The sequence below is a fragment of the Chitinophaga sp. RAB17 genome (assembly GCF_052114225.1).
GTDB lineage: Bacteria > Bacteroidota > Bacteroidia > Chitinophagales > Chitinophagaceae > Chitinophaga.
This window is the reverse complement of the sequence record NZ_JBFREI010000002.1, coordinates 1031973-1047723: the sequence shown is the minus strand read 5'-3', so window position 1 is coordinate 1047723 and position 15751 is coordinate 1031973. Positions and strand designations below refer to the sequence as shown.

General features: G+C 45.1%; 14 protein-coding genes. 10 read left to right on the top strand and 4 right to left on the bottom strand.

Features of this window, described 5'->3' with window-relative positions; all coding sequences use genetic code 11:
• The first annotated feature begins 61 nt into the window (after positions 1-61).
• The 3 genes from AB4Z08_RS10320 (at position 62) to AB4Z08_RS10310 (ending at position 2602) form a co-directional block, all read left to right on the top strand.
• Entirely contained in the window at positions 62-1198 is a 1137-nt protein-coding gene (locus AB4Z08_RS10320; RefSeq protein ID WP_441573646.1) for a serine hydrolase domain-containing protein, read from the top strand.
• 11 nt (positions 1199-1209) lie between these two features.
• On the top strand, positions 1210-1677 hold the full coding sequence (locus tag AB4Z08_RS10315; RefSeq protein ID WP_441573645.1) for a GNAT family N-acetyltransferase: 468 nt from the start codon (positions 1210-1212) through the stop codon (positions 1675-1677).
• Positions 1678-1750: 73 nt separating this feature from the next.
• Positions 1751-2602, top strand: a complete 852-nt coding sequence (locus tag AB4Z08_RS10310) for a GNAT family N-acetyltransferase (RefSeq protein ID WP_441573644.1) — start codon at positions 1751-1753, stop codon at positions 2600-2602.
• A gap of 115 nt (positions 2603-2717) precedes the next feature.
• On the opposite strand, the gene fabD is transcribed toward AB4Z08_RS10310, so the two are convergent.
• From fabD to AB4Z08_RS10295, 3 genes are all read right to left on the bottom strand, one after another.
• Complete coding sequence (gene fabD / locus AB4Z08_RS10305) at positions 2718-3608, bottom strand: ACP S-malonyltransferase (RefSeq protein ID WP_441573643.1); 891 nt, start codon at positions 3606-3608, stop codon at positions 2718-2720.
• A 131-nt stretch (positions 3609-3739) separates the two neighbouring features.
• Positions 3740-4327: a GTP cyclohydrolase I FolE gene (gene folE, locus AB4Z08_RS10300; protein WP_441573642.1), complete on the bottom strand. Its 588-nt coding sequence runs from the start codon at positions 4325-4327 to the stop codon at positions 3740-3742.
• 54 nt (positions 4328-4381) lie between these two features.
• On the bottom strand, positions 4382-4795 hold the full coding sequence (locus AB4Z08_RS10295; RefSeq protein ID WP_441573641.1) for a 6-pyruvoyl trahydropterin synthase family protein: 414 nt from the start codon (positions 4793-4795) through the stop codon (positions 4382-4384).
• Positions 4796-4909: 114 nt separating this feature from the next.
• Between AB4Z08_RS10295 and mqnB the strand changes: the two genes are divergently transcribed.
• The 7 genes from mqnB to AB4Z08_RS10260 all read left to right on the top strand — a co-directional run bounded on the left by mqnB (position 4910) and on the right by AB4Z08_RS10260 (position 14339).
• Positions 4910-5578 carry a futalosine hydrolase gene (mqnB, locus tag AB4Z08_RS10290; protein ID WP_441573640.1) on the top strand — a complete coding sequence of 223 codons (669 nt, stop codon included), beginning with the start codon at positions 4910-4912 and terminating at the stop codon, positions 5576-5578.
• Positions 5579-5605: 27 nt separating this feature from the next.
• Positions 5606-6403: a 1,4-dihydroxy-6-naphthoate synthase gene (locus tag AB4Z08_RS10285; protein ID WP_441573639.1), complete on the top strand. Its 798-nt coding sequence runs from the start codon at positions 5606-5608 to the stop codon at positions 6401-6403.
• A 31-nt stretch (positions 6404-6434) separates the two neighbouring features.
• A complete protein-coding gene (locus AB4Z08_RS10280; protein WP_441573638.1) occupies positions 6435-7043 on the top strand; it encodes an RNA polymerase sigma factor in 609 nt (202 codons plus the stop codon).
• A 122-nt stretch (positions 7044-7165) separates the two neighbouring features.
• Positions 7166-8173: a FecR family protein gene (locus AB4Z08_RS10275; protein ID WP_441573637.1), complete on the top strand. Its 1008-nt coding sequence runs from the start codon at positions 7166-7168 to the stop codon at positions 8171-8173.
• Between the two features lie 98 nt (positions 8174-8271).
• A complete protein-coding gene (locus AB4Z08_RS10270; protein ID WP_441573636.1) occupies positions 8272-11715 on the top strand; it encodes a SusC/RagA family TonB-linked outer membrane protein in 3444 nt (1147 codons plus the stop codon).
• Between the two features lie 11 nt (positions 11716-11726).
• On the top strand, positions 11727-13184 hold the full coding sequence (locus tag AB4Z08_RS10265) for a RagB/SusD family nutrient uptake outer membrane protein (RefSeq protein ID WP_441573635.1): 1458 nt from the start codon (positions 11727-11729) through the stop codon (positions 13182-13184).
• Positions 13185-13190: 6 nt separating this feature from the next.
• Entirely contained in the window at positions 13191-14339 is a 1149-nt protein-coding gene (locus AB4Z08_RS10260; RefSeq protein ID WP_441573634.1) for a redoxin domain-containing protein, read from the top strand.
• A gap of 94 nt (positions 14340-14433) precedes the next feature.
• Here AB4Z08_RS10260 and AB4Z08_RS10255 read toward each other — a convergent pair whose 3' ends face one another.
• Positions 14434-15741: a cryptochrome/photolyase family protein gene (locus AB4Z08_RS10255; protein WP_441573633.1), complete on the bottom strand. Its 1308-nt coding sequence runs from the start codon at positions 15739-15741 to the stop codon at positions 14434-14436.
• Positions 15742-15751: the final 10 nt, after the last annotated feature.

The following is a 15751-nucleotide window of genomic DNA, read 5'->3' as shown; positions in this document are numbered from 1 at the left end:
AATTACAATATTGTTTTTCATTTTAGCACACGATATTTGCCCTCCCTATAATCTCGAGACCATGAATACGCTTACCTATCTAAGCAGGTGCATCATCAGGAACATCCCGCAGATAACCGACTACCGGCACTTTCCCAATGCCCCGATCCGGCGTGGCGGTGTTGTCAGGAATTTTGAAGATGCCCGGTCCGGCTGGAAAGAACGCACCATTACGCATACTTACCATGGACGACCACAGCAGGTGCTGCTATCTGATTTACTGACGCAAACCGGTTCCACCGCCTGCATTGTAATGCAGCAAAACAACATACTACTGGATGCCTGCTTTAATGGTTATACCTCCAACTCCATCAACACCTCTTTCTCTGTCGCTAAATCTATGGTATCTGCCCTTACCGGCATTGCCCTGGAAGAAGGCGCCATCCATAGTATACAGGATACTGTAGGGAGATATATACCTTCATATGATGTTCCGGGGCTCCGGGATATTACCGTTGCGCACCTGTTGCAAATGTGTTCCGGATTGGAGTACCGGGAAGGCGTAACGCCCTGGTCGGATGACGCCCGGATCTATTACGGGACCCATCTAAGGGAACAGGCACTGAAAGCCAGACTGGTAGAAACACCGGGTAGTATATATCACTACAACAACTACAACCTCATTTTACTGGGTATGATCCTGGAAAAAGCCACGGGGCAGCCGGTGCCTTTATATTTCCAGGAAAAAATATGGCGGCATATTGGTGCTGCCGCAGATGCCTCCTGGAGCATGGACAGCCGCGCATCAGGATTTGCGAAAATGGAAAGCGGGTTCAATGCTATCGCCATGGACTTTGTACGCTTCGGGGCCTTGTACCTGCAAAACGGGGCCTTCAATGGCAAACAGGTGATCCCCGCAGCATGGCTGGAGAAATCTGTGAGTCCTCCGGTGCTTAAAGCCGATACGCAAAAATATCTCTCCCGGCTATCCCCTCCCCTGTGTAAATGGACAGGCAGCTCATCCGGTTATTACAAATACCTGTGGTGGGGCCAACAGGTGGATCCGCACAATTTTGATTATTTTGCGTTAGGAGCAAAAGGGCAGTTCATTTACATTTGCCCCCGCAAACAAGCTGTGATAGTACGTTTCGGTAAGCACTGGGGTAAAACAGACTGGTGGCCCGGTATACTAAAACAGATAGCTGATTCACTCGATTAATATTTACAGATATGGAAGATATAACGTTAAGGGTTGCACGAAAAGAAGATTGTCCGCGTTTGATGGAACTGATCCGTGAGCTGGCTGAATATGAAAAAGCACCGGAGCAGGTAACGGTAAATCTGGAACATTTTGAAGAAGCGGGTTTCGGCACCCAACCGGTGTGGAAAGCATTTGTAGCGACTACAGAAATCAATGGCCGGGAAGTCATACACGGAATGGCACTCTATTATATCCGCTACTCCACCTGGAAAGGATGTCGGATGTACCTGGAAGATATTATCGTAACAGAAAAATGGCGAGGCAAAGGCATTGGTAAGTTATTCTTTGACGAACTAATGAAAGAAGCGAAAGAAAAACAATTTAGTGGCATCATGTTCCAGGTACTGGAATGGAATACACCTGCCATTAATTTCTATAAAAAATATACCACCAAATTTGATCCTGAGTGGATTAATGTCAGCATAGAATTGCAATAATTTTTTCCGCTCATAAAATTCCGGGAGGGTATGTCATCAATCATTGCTAATATTGATGACATACCATTTCGCTATGATTTTTATTAACGATTTCCGAACCCTTCACAACGTTACCACGCCTCTTCTCTGCGACACATTCAACGCGGCTTTCAGCGATTATATAGTGCCCCTGCACCTTACACCTTCTATAATGGAACAAAAGATGCAGGGAGAAAATCTGCAACGCAATTATTCCATTGGCGCATTCGCAGGAGAAGAACTTGGTGGTTTCATTTTACACGCAGTAGATAACCTGGTACATCCTACCATTTTATACAATGGAGGTACCGGCGTAATACCAACTTATCGTGGACAACATCTGGTGCAAAAAATGTACTCACAGTTTATACCGGTTTACCAGGAACAAGGTATCCGGAAAATAATACTGGAAGTAATCAGCACCAATCTGCCAGCCATCAAAGCCTATACAAACAGTGGGTTCGATAAAACCCGCGTCATCCACTCATTCAAAGGCGAGGTGGATATGCGTAAACCCGCGGCAGACATCTCCATAAAAGAAAATAAAACACCCGACTGGAACTTGTTATCAACGTTTATGGATATGACGCCTTCCTGGTCTAATACTATGAGCAGTATTCAAAGAGAAGGTGCATTTACCATTACCTGGGAAGCAATAGCAGATGGAGAAACCGCCGGATATATCAGTGTACACAGAGATACACGGCGAATCCGAAACATTGCTGTAAACCCTGGTTTCCGCAGACAAGGAATAGGTACTGCATTATTACAGCATGCAGCCGAGGTACTGGAAGGTCCTATGACGATCATCAATATTGATGAACATTTCCCGGAAATAGGTACATTTCTTAACCAGGCCGGCCTGGCACATTATTTATCGCAGTATGAGATGGCGTTAAGCCTATAGCCATTAGCTTTTAGCTTTTAGCAAAAATGCAGCGGAGATTAAGTATTGCTTAATCTCCGCTGCATTTTTATTTTCGCTGCATTTTGCTAAAAGCTAATGGCTAAAAGCTGCCGTATCAGTTAATTCCGTTTACCACGGTTTCTTTATTAATTTTCTGGATCAGTCCCTGTAATACTTTACCAGGGCCTACTTCAGTGAATTCATGTCCACCATCAGCAATCATTGCCTGAACGGATTGTGTCCATCTTACGGCGCCTGTTAACTGATCAATCAGATTTTGTTTGATTTGTGCAGGATCGGTTACCGCTGCAGCTGCTACGTTCTGATAAACAGGGCAGGTAGGTGTATTGAAAGTAGCGGTATCGATAGCTGCCTGCAATTCGTCTTTGGCAGATGCCATTAACGGAGAGTGGAAAGCGCCTCCTACCGGCAATACTAATGCACGTTTGGCACCGGCAGCCTTCATTCTTTCGCAGGCAATTTCCACACCTTTGATGGTACCGGATATTACCAGTTGACCAGGACAGTTATAATTGGCAGGTACTACTATTTCGCCGGTTTCGGCGGTAACAGCAGCACATATTTCTTCTACTTTGGCGTCATCCAGTGCCAGTACAGCCGCCATGGTAGATGGTTGCTGTTCACATGCTTTCTGCATGGCATTGGCGCGGATAGCTACCAGTCGCAATGCCGCTTCAAACGACAATACACCATTAGCTACCAGGGCAGAAAATTCACCGAGGGAGTGGCCCGCTACCATTTCCGGCTGTGAATGTTCAGTACAAAGAAAAGCGATAACAGCATGCAGGAATACGGCGGGCTGTGTAACGTTGGTTTGCTTCAGGTCTTCATCTGTACCATTAAACATGATATCAGAAATACGGAACCCTAAAATTTCATTGGCTTGCTCAAAAAGTTCTTTAGCTTTTGCATTGGTGTCGTACAGATTTTTGCCCATACCCGGAAACTGTGATCCTTGTCCGGGAAATACGTAAGCATGCTTCATGTTAATATATTGTGTTTTAGCTTTTCAAATTAATAATTTTCCAAATATACAAGTAAAAGAATTATAAAAACATTTAGGGATTTCTGCCGGGTTTACGCCGGCAAAAATCCCTATATCGTTTGTCTTTTATGTTATTTGGAAATCAGTTTCATGAACTCTGCCCTCGTATCACCATGTTCAAACTGGCCGCTGAAAGCGGAAGTGGTGGTGATAGAGTTTTGTTTCTGCACACCGCGCATCATCATACAGAGATGTTGCGCTTCTATCACTACTCCAACACCTTGCGGTTGCAGGGTTTCCTGTATAGCATCCAGGATCTGGTGTGTTAAGCGCTCCTGTACCTGTAACCGGCGGGCGAATACATCCACTACCCGGGCTAATTTGCTCAGGCCTGTAATATATCCGTTCGGAATATAGGCTACGTGTGCCTTTCCGAAGAAGGGCAACATATGATGCTCACACATAGAATATATTTCTATATCCTTTACGATGACCATTTCGCTATAGGATTCTGTGAATTTTGCGCCCTCCAGGATGGCACGAGCGTCCTGCTGATAACCCTGGGTGAGAAATTGCATGGCTTTGGCCATACGTTCAGGCGTTTTCTGTAATCCTTCCCTGTCCGGATCTTCTCCTAACAGGTGCAGGCATTCTTTATAATTTTCTACAAGACCGGACGTGATCTTTTCATTGTAACTTTCAATCTTATTATACGCCATTCTTATATGATTTTAGCAAATTTCAAAGGCTGACATATACGCTACCTGTCTTCACTATTTTCCTCCGTAATATTCTACGTATATGCGAGGGGTTTCGTAGAGCTTAATACAATGCAGTTGTACATCTGCCGGCAAATGTTTGGCCAGCTGGTCCCAGATAGCAATAGAAAGGTTTTCGGCTGAGGTGAACTTACCTGCCATGAAATCTACATCCATATTCAGATTCCGGTGGTCTATCTTTTCGATAACAGCATCCCGGATAATCACACCTAATGTCTTGGCATTGAATACAAAACCTGTTTCCGGATCAGGATTACCTTTTATAGTGACGTGCAGTTCGTAATTGTGACCATGCCAGTTTTCGTTGGCGCATTTACCAAAAACTTCTTCGTTCTTTTCTTTGCTCCAAGCCGGGTTAGATAACTTATGCGCAGCATTGAAGTTTTCTACTCGCGTTAAATAAATCATTATTGCAAAAAATTTTTGCAAAAATACCACTATTAAATGAGTAGCCCCAAATTATCCTAATTCCTGTCAATTGTTTTACATGGGGAGCAATCAATTTTGCCGTATTTTTACGGCATGAAATTAATGGTAACCGCGGCTACCACACTGGAAATACAACCTTTTTTACAGTTCCTGGACCAACACCGCCCAACCTTATCCGCCGCTAATTGCGAAATCGATATCCTCATTGCCGGGATTGGTATGATGCACACTGCCTTCAGTCTGGGTCGGCACCTGATCCTGCATAAGCCGGATATTGCCATTCAGGCGGGTATCGCAGGCACTTTCCGCCACGATTGGGAGCTTGGACAGGTAGTAACCGTGAAACGGGAATACCTGGCCGATCTGGGAGCAGAAGACAATGATCAGTTTAAAGATTTATTTGATATACAGCTCTGGCAGCCTTCACAAACACCGTTCACCGGCACTTGTCTGGAGAATACATTTGCTGGCCTGCCAGAGCTGCCCCCCCTTCCTATCGCTACCGGTGTAAGCGTAAACCTGGTCAGCGGCAGTGAAGCCACCATCAGAAAACTGGTGGGTAAATATGATCCCGATGTAGAAAGTATGGAAGGTGCAGCCTTCCATTATGCCTGCCTGCTGGAAAATATTCCTTTCCTTCAGCTGAGAAGTCTCTCTAATTATGTGGAAATCAGGGATAAAAGTAAATGGAAGATTCCCCTCGCGGTAAAAACACTCAACGAAGAACTGGTAAGAACGGTACAAACACTGGCCGGCATTTAACAACAGACAATAAAATTTTGATAGCATATGCATTTATCTTTAGGTTTTTCACCTTGCCCGAATGATACCTTCATTTTTGATGCAATGGTCAATAACAAAATAGACACACAGGACTTCACCTTTGATACGCACCTGGAAGATGTGGAAACGCTCAACAACTGGGCATTGCAGGGTAAACTATCGATTACAAAACTGAGCTTCGCCGTATACCTGAAAGTGAAGGATCAATATGAGCTGCTCAATAGTGGCAGTGCACTGGGACGTGGTTGCGGCCCTTTGCTCATCGCCAAAAAAGATATTCCCCTGGAAGAAATCAAAAACATGACCATCGCTATTCCTGGCGAAAATACCACCGCTAACCTCCTCTTCTCTATTGCGTTTCCGGAAGCAAAGAAGAAAAAAATAATGGTATTCTCTGAAATAGAAAATGCCGTGTTAAATGGCGATGTAGATGCAGGTGTGATCATTCATGAAAACCGCTTTACCTATCAGCTCAAAGGCCTGGTAAAACTGATGGACATGGGCGAATTCTGGGAGAAAACTACCGGCAACCCCATTCCACTGGGTGGCATCTTTATCCGCAAAGATGTACCGGAAGCTACCCGTGCCCAGCTGGATGCACTCATACACCAAAGCCTGCAAAATAGCTACACCACCTATCCACATCTCTCTGAGTATGTGAAATCACATGCACAGGAAATGGACGAATCAGTGATGCGGCAACATATCGACCTGTATGTAAATGATTTCAGTCTTGACCTCGGTAATGAAGGAAAAGCAGCAGTAGCAGCGCTGATGACGGCTGCGAAAAAAATCGGTCGTTAAACCAACTGTTTTTTCGTTCTTTTGTTGCGGTATGATCGAAAACAAGGATACAGACCTGTGGAACAGGTTCCGGCAAGGAGAGGAGCAGGCGTTATATGCATTGTATGATCAGTATTATCATCTGCTCCTTTTCCTGGGCCTGAAAATATGCGCGAGAAGCGAACCGGTGAAGGATTGTATTCAACAGGTCTTTCTTTATCTCTGGGAGAAAAAAGAAGGCCTTGGTACCGTTACCAACGTACGGAGTTATATTATTACCTCCTTCAAACGCAAACTGCTGCTACATCTGCAACAGGAGAAAAAAGACAACGGACTATTATCGTTGTGGATAAACCAGGACCCCGGCGATGACATACCCTCCCGGGAACAGCTGCTGATACATCAGCAACAAAATAAAGAAGCCATCGGACGCATACAGGAAGCGATTACTTTACTTAGTCCACGGCAGAAAGAATTAATTAACCTCCGCTTTTATGAAGGCAGGAATTATGATGAAATAGCAGATATCACCGGACTTACACACCGTACTGTTTATAATCATTTGTATGAAGCACTGAAATCCCTCAAACAATCACTGGAACAGGATCTCAAGTCGGGTAAACTCAATTTGAGAATGTTGTTGCTGTTACTTCCCTTATAAATTCCCTTAGATTTTTTTCAAGAAAGCACGCTTAAAATAAAAAATATCAAAATCTGAATATTTATCGGTCCACACCCGGTAAAAAGGAAACGATTGTCGCTCTACTTTAAAAATGGATGGGAATGCAGCCAATGGACCTGACGGAATTAGATCTGTTACTCGATGATACCTTTCTGCAATATATCCGGCGCAATAACGACGGAGCTATTGAGAAATGGGAAACTTACATCGCACAACATCCCGAAATACGGGAGAAAGTGGTCGCAGCGGTGGAACTATATTATACTATCAATACCAGCGAAGCGGAAAGCGACAAAGCCACTCAGCTCACCCGCCTGCAACAGGCGGTAAAAGCAACGGCTTCGGCGCAGGTACGCCGTATTAACTGGCAAAACTATGCCTGGCGGGCTGTTGCCGCCGTACTTTTTCTCGCAGGCATTACCATGCTATGGAAAAAAATGCAGCCCAACACTACACCAGTTACCTTCCTGGTATACTCCAGCGAATGGGGACAACGCAAAATGCTGACTTTACCAGATGGATCTGCTGTGCTCCTGAATGCCAATACCACCGTCAGGATACCTTCTGATTACGGGAATAAACACCGGCATGTAGAATTGATAAAAGGCGCCGCCCTGTTTGATGTAACAGGCAATACAGATGATCCGTTTGTAGTCACCAGCAAACAAATACAAACCACTGTACTCGGTACCTCCTTCCTGGTAAAATCATATCCATACGAGCCACAGTCAACCGTTTCCCTGCTCAGCGGAAAAGTGCGGGTGAGTGAAAACTCCGGCAAAGCCAGCCCCATTATACTTGCACCAGGAGAACAGGCCGGATGGAATGAAACGGCACAGGAAATGACCAGGCAATCGTTTGATACCATTGCCGTGCATACCTGGAAAGCGGGGAAACTGGTATTCAACAATGCCAGCGTCCGGGAAGTAATCACTCAATTGGAAAACTGGTATGGAATACCATTCGAGATAAAAGGAAATCTGTTAAATGCCAAACGGTTCTCAGGAGCCTTCGATAATGATAAACTTGAAAAAGTACTAAACATTTTTTGTTTCACAGCCGGATGCAGTTTTCAAATACAACCGGATAAAGTAACGATTCAATTTTAATAAAAGCGTTTCCACCAAAATCGCTGAAATCGGGATCACCAGCAGACTGCCGGCGTCTGTAGTGACCATATCAACCATTACATTTTAAAATCTGATGCATGACTTTTAATTATGCGCGCCTCCGTGCGCTGTTAAGCACTGCTATAAAATGGCAGTTTCCAGCTTTGGTGTTGTTGATATTGATAACCAGTATGCACACATACGGGCAGCAAAAAAAAGTAATTCCCCTGCAGGATATTTCCATGCAGGCAGCCTTTCGTAAAATTGAGTCCACTTACCAGGTGAAATTCTTTTATGTAGCAGGCACTTTACCCCCGCAACATATTACCCTCCCTTCCAGAGTGAGAAATATCCGGGAGCTGCTGTATGAACTGGAGGCCGCGTCCGGCCTTGAATTCAGACTCAGTGGCAATATGATCGGTGTAGTAAAGCGGAATAGTCCATCCGGCGTAAACAGGCCACCTGCCCTGGTGAAAGGTATTATCACCGACCATAAAGGCCAGCCGCTACCCGCTACTACCATCCGGGATGTAATTACCGGCAAAGGTGCGGTCACAGATGCGAACGGCACTTTTGCCATCCCTACAGAAGACGGCCACCCCGTAATGATCTCCAGCATCGGCTATCGCGCTAAAACACAAACCATATCCGGTACCGATAACCATATTATTCTCGAAGAGGATGCCACCAGCCTGGGAAGCGTAGTGGTAATGGGCTACACCAATAAACAAGCGGCAGAATTAACAGGTGCGGTACAAAAAATCTCTGGTAACCAACTGCGCAGCTCTGTATCATCTGCCAATATCCTGTCTATGCTGAAAGCAAAAACTACCGGCATGTACATCGTAGAACCCAGTGCCAGCGCAGGCGCCAAAGGACAGGTATTACTCCGCGGCATTTCCTCTCTTCCTTCCGGCACCAGCTCCTACTTTGGACCACTCATCGTAGTGGACGGCGTCATCTCTAATTCACAATCATTACAGGATGTGGTAAACCCTGCCGATGTAGAAAGCATTACCATCCTGAAAGATGCGGCATCCACTGCTATTTATGGCTCCAGGGCAGCACAGGGGGTTATTGTAGTTACCACAAAAAGAGCCGGCCAAAACAGCGGTGTACACGTTACACTCGACACCCGCTATGGCGCTATCAAACTAAACCGGGCAATCCGGTTTATGAATACCTCAGAAAATATCGCGTGGATGGATAAAATGATGGAACACAGATGGGCGGAAACCCCTTCCCTTCAACAGGAATTCCCCACCGCGGCCGACTTCATCCAACAAAGAAGAATTTATACAGATGAGGATAAATCAAAAGATTTTGATTGGGAAAAAGCGATGTATGACAATGGTAACTTTTCAGATGTGAGCCTTGGCTTAACAAGCGGCAACGATAAAACCACCATCTATGCCGGTCTTGATTGGTACAAAGAAAAGGGAATCACGCTCGGTAATACCTTCGACCGCCGTAACCTCCGCCTGAACATCGAACAAAAATTTTCGGCTAAAGTAACCGGAGGAATCAATACCAGTGCCATCATTGATAAAACCATCACCCGAAATGCCTTACCACCGCTGTATATGACGCAGCCTTTTGTAACACCTTATAATGCAGATGGCTCATTGGCTGACAGTATACCGGTGAAACAATCCGACAATTTTGGAGTGCCGTATACCACTTACACACAAAATTTCCCGGCAGAGCAAAAGTTTGACAATACGGCGATTACAGACAACCAACACTTTACCGGCACCGGATGGCTTAGTTACAAAATATTGCCCTGGCTAAGCCTTAAAACCGCCAATACCATCGATTATATCAATATACATAGTAACTCCTATCTGGATCCAGGAAGTTTCTCCGGAAAATATGGAGGTTACCCTTATCTTTTTGCACCAGGTGCATCAGGCTTGAACGGTACCCTTTCGATTTCAGATTCACGCTTCTTTAATTTCATTACCACCAATACACTTCATGCTTCCAAACAGTTCGGCAGCCACAGCTTCAGCTTCCTGGCGGGAACAGAGTGGGCAAAGCGTCATACAGAAACATCCACCACAGGTTACTACAATCTGCTGCCAGGTGAACGGAATGCCGGTGCCGCCAAAAACTTCGGTGACATCAGTAGCTATGTATCCGGCCGCCCCTATCGTCCAATTGGTGCTTATGCCGAACGGGCCAGCTTTTCTGCCTTCGGTGAACTAAACTATAATTACCTGTCCCGCTATTATGCAGCGGCATCATTGCGCACAGATGCATTCACCAACTTCGGCCGCAACAAAAGATATGGTACTTTTTATGCCATCAGTGCCGGCTGGATGATTAACCGGGAAGCTTTTCTGGCAGATGTAAAAAGCATAGACCAATTGAAGCTGAGAGTGGTGCACGGTACTTCCGGCAGGGATGTAGGGGATGGCTACCTGAACCAAACACTCTATGGTACTAACAGTCCTTTTCCATATGATAATCAGAATGGGATAGGCTCCGCTATTACACAACTGGAAAACCCCAATATCAGCTGGGAAACAACAGTCAACAATACGCTGGGCATTGACCTGGGATTATGGAACCGCGTGGAACTCACCGCTGATCTCTATTCCAAGCTCAGTAAAAATCTGCTGCAGCAGGTGTATGTAGGCTCTGCACAAGGTTCTTTCCAACAGTATCAGAATGTGGGAGAAGTACTGAACAAAGGGCTGGAATTAATGTTGAACACCCGGAACATTGTTTCCAGGGATTTCAGCTGGACGACCAACTTAAACATCAGCTTTAATAAAAACAGCATACAAAAACTATACAACGATTCGCTGCTGGATGATTATAGCCGTGCCTATTATCGCTATAAAGGGGAAGATATCAATACCATTAAAGCCGTTCGTTATGTAGGTGTAAACCCGGATAATGGCGCACCACTATTCCAGAACTTTGATGCTTCCGGAAAACTACAGATAGTCGAAGGGATAGGCAATTATGGCGATCTACGCAATTTTCAGCGGGTGGGATCTGCCACACCGAAATTCTTTGGTGGCTTTACCAATACCTTCACTTACAAACAGTTTTCGCTCAGTGCAGAAATATGGTTCCAGGTGGGCAACTATACCGCTATGAGCCTGATCAATAACTTCCAGGATCCAACGGCTCCCTTTGGCGGCAGAAATAATGTCAGCTGGCAATCATCTCAAAAAATATGGCAGCAACCCGGCGACAAAAATGCTAACTACCCGGATGTATACAGTAGCAAGATGGATGACTGGAGAGTATTTACCGGCAATTCCTCTCTCATATACGGTAATGCCAGCCACCTGCGTATGCGTAACATACGACTGGGTTACGACCTATCCCCAAAGACATTATCTAAACTACACGCACAACGTGCAGGCGTATTCGTGAGTATGGACAACGTATTTGTCATCAAGCATAAAGATTATGTAGGTGCTGACCCGGAAGGCGCTCCTATCGGCAACTCCAGCTTTACTGGTATTGGTATCGAAAATGCCAACCCAAGACGTATCACCGCTGGTCTTAATGTAACCTTTTAAACTACTGTCACATGAATCGGAAAATATTAACAGCATTTTGCTCCATCATTGGACTAAGCGCCTGCAATAAACAACTGGATGATCTTCGTCCTCATAACGTGATTACCGAAAAAGCACAATTTTCAACACCTGACGGTTTTGCACAAGCCGCACTGGCCCTGTATCCTATGGTGACCCTTGGGGTTGGCATGGAAAACAACGCCTTTGGCTATGGCGGTACGGCCATGTTCCTGCCGGAAGCACTGGGAAACAATATCCACTCCCTGGACCTGGGCCCTAATATGAACAGCGATGCATTTAATTATATCAACTCAGCAGATAAAAATCACAGCTGGACATATAATTTCTGGCGTGCAAGTTATTTTGCTATTCTCCATGCCAACAAGCTGCTCGACAACGTAGCGAAAGATGAACAAAATCCGGTGATCCTGCAGGCGAAAGCAGAAGCGCTGTTTATGAGGGCATTTCTGTACTTCAACCTGGTCCGGTTATATGGCAAACCATACTACCAGGATGCTGCCAACAGCCCTGCTGTAATGCTGATCACCACGGCTGCCAATAATAGTGATGCTAAACCGGCACGCGCCAGCGTGAAAGCCGTGTATGATCAGATCATAAACGATCTCGAAACCGCTATGCCATTGTTCAACCAGGAGAAATCCAGTAGCTATGGCAGTAAAATCGCCGCAACGGCGTTGCTGTCGCGTGCTTATCTGTATATGGGTGGCACCTTTCAGCAGCCCGCAGCTCCCTTCAACCAGAAAGCGGTGACGAATGCTACAGCGGTCATCAACAGCAACAAGTTCGTTTTGCTGCAGGACAACGCTTATCGTCAGTATTATAACAGTAACAACAAAAGTAACCGGGAAGATATTTTTGCAGGCAACATGGACTATGGTAATTCATCTATCAGCCAGTTATATGCTTACCCAACCAGGTCCGGATACACAGGCGGTTATTATCGTCCTTCTTCCGCACTGTTGTCACTAGTATCTCCACAGGATCTGCGGTCTTCACATTACATAAAAAATGTAACACCTGGTTTGGATAAAGATACCATAGCTTCCGTGAAATACATGTATCTCTATACCGCCCTCTTTAGCAAATCACCTTTCCGCTATATCAGGCTGGCAGAGGTGTACCTGAATCGCGCAGAAGCCAATGTTAAACTGGGTAATAACGATGCTGCCTTAACAGATCTGAACACCATCCGCAACCGTGCGGGGCTTCCATCCGTAACCCTTTCCGGCCAGGCACTCTTTAATGAAATATTGCTGCAACGCCGTATAGAACTGGCTTTCGAAGGCCACAATGCTTTCGACTATTTCAGGAATGGCTTACCTATGGTCAGAAATTATGCATCTGTTGGCAGTGGGCCTATTACGATAGAAGCCAGCAGTAACAAAATATTACTCCGTATTCCACAGGAAGAAATCACACTCAATCCTAATCTTACACAAAATCCATAGTAGTATATGAAAAAAATAATCAGCGTACTATCATTATCGTTAGTCATCGCACAGCTGGCTGCTGCACAACAAAAATTCAGTATATCCGGCACCGTTAGCGGAAATGCTCCTGCTAAATACTACCTGCAATACAACAATGGTCAAAAATATATCACCGATAGCTCCATTGTAACAAACGGCAGGTTCAGTTTTGCCGGCGTAATGCCCCAACCAACACCCGGTATATTTTCCGCCAGGCTCTCTCAAAACATGAGTGGTGATAAAAGCGAACAGGCTTATCTGTTCCTGGAACCTACTGCTATGACCATTACCGTACAAAATGGAGACCTTGCTACCACCGTCCTGAAAGGTTCTGTGAGCAATGAGGATAATGTAAAGCTGGAGTTGGAAAAAGAAGCTGCTACCGCCCAATACAAACCGCTGCTGGAAGCCTTACGCAATGAAAAAGACCACGACAAAGCCGGCGCTATCCGCGAACAGTTGGCACCTTATTTCGAGACCAACAGTCAACTGTCAAGAAAATTCATCCGGGAACATCATAACGCTTTCCTAAGCCTTTACCTCATGCGTTTTGAAGTAGGGAGCATGTCGCTGGATTCCGCCAAATACTATTTCAATAGTTTAAGCAAAACTTTACAGCGAAGCAAAGATGGACAGAAGATAGCTAAAGAAATTAAACAGCTGGAAGAGGGATCTCCTGGTAGCATGGCCTTCAATTTCAGCAAAAAAGATATCAACGGGCAACCGCTGAATCTGGCTGATTTCCGGGGTAAATATGTGCTGCTCGACTTCTGGGCCAGTTGGTGCGTTCCTTGCCGTGCAGGTAATCCCCATCTGCTGGAATTGTACAAACAATACAAGGATAAAGGCTTTGAGATTATCAGCATTTCAGATGATGACCGCAATCATGATGCGTGGAGAAAGGCAGTAGAAAAAGATGGTATAGGCGTATGGAAACATGTATTGCGTGGCCTGGATTGGGACAAGCGCAACAAAAACCTGCCAAATCCTGAAGATACCAGCGATCATTTTGGTATTCATTCTTTACCCACTCAAATTCTTGTTGATCCCAAAGGCATGATCATTGCCCGCTATGGCGGTGGTGGAGAAGAGCATGAGGCACTCGACAAAAAATTGAAAGACGTTTTAAAGTAATAGTTTCAGAGCATAAAGCGAAAAGCCATCGAAGCGAATAAATAACGGGGTATCCGCTAAAACCAATCGCCTGGATGGCTTTTTGTTTTCCGCTTTATGCTTTCTTCAATGCCTTCCCATATACTTCCAGTGCACGCTTCCGCGCTTCTTCATGTAACACAACAGGTTTTACATAATCAAACCCTTCAAATTCAGGTACCCATTTACGGATATACTGCAAGTCTTTATCAAATTTCTGTGTTTGCAGTGTTGGATTAAATACGCGGAAATAAGGAGCTGCATCACAGCCCGAACCTGCCGCCCATTGCCATCCACCATTATTTGCCGCCAGGTCATAATCCAGTAATTTCGCGGCAAAATAGGCTTCTCCCCAACGCCAGTCAATCAATAAGTGTTTGGTTAAAAAACTGGCAGTAATCATGCGCACCCGGTTATGCATGTAGCCAGTGGTATTCAATTCCCGCATACCTGCATCTACAATAGGATAGCCTGTTTCACCTTTACACCATCGTTCAAATTCGACCGTATTATTACGCCAGGCTATTTTATCGTACTCTCTCTTAAAAGAACTTCCTACCACATGTGGAAAATGCCAGAGGATCATCTGGTAAAATTCGCGCCATATCAATTCTTTGGCAAAAGTAGCATTGAGTTGCATGGCATGCTGCATCAATGCCCGAATGCTGATAGTACCAAAACGCAGATGGATACCCAGCCGGGAAGTACCGTTTATCGCAGGAAAATCACGGGTGGTATCATAGTGTTTGATCAATGCTTCCGGTAGCGCTGCCGACGGAAATAGTTGCTTCCCTGCCACAAATCCCATCTCTTTCAGTGAAGGAATTTTCACGGATGGCTGCCGATGGAGATGTGCAATATATTTTTTACAGGGATAAGGTTTGAGATAAAAAAATGTCAGCTTATCATACCACTTTTTACTGTAGGGTGTAAAAATCGTATACGGTTCGCCGTTATCTTTCAGCACTTCATTTTTTTCCAGTATTACCTGATCCTTATAAGTATGAAATGAAATACCTTTCTGCCGGAGTTGCTTTTCTATAGCGGCATCCCGGCTTCTGGCATAAGGCTCATAATCACGATTGGCATACACTGAGGCCACGGAATATTTCGAAGTCCAATGTGCGAATGCTGCTTCAGGGGTACCATAAAAAACATCCAGTGAACTGTTTTCCTGCTGCAATTGTTCCTGCATTTCTTCCAGTACTGCATGAATAAAAGTAAGACGGCGATCCTGTTTATCTTCCAGATCATTCAGAATATTGGTATCAAAAACAAATACCGGTACTACCGGTATTCCTGCGCGCAAAGCATAATAAAAAGCGGCCTGGTCTTCCAGTCGCAGATCACGGCGAAACCAGCAGAGACTAACTTTTTGTTCCATCTTTATCAGA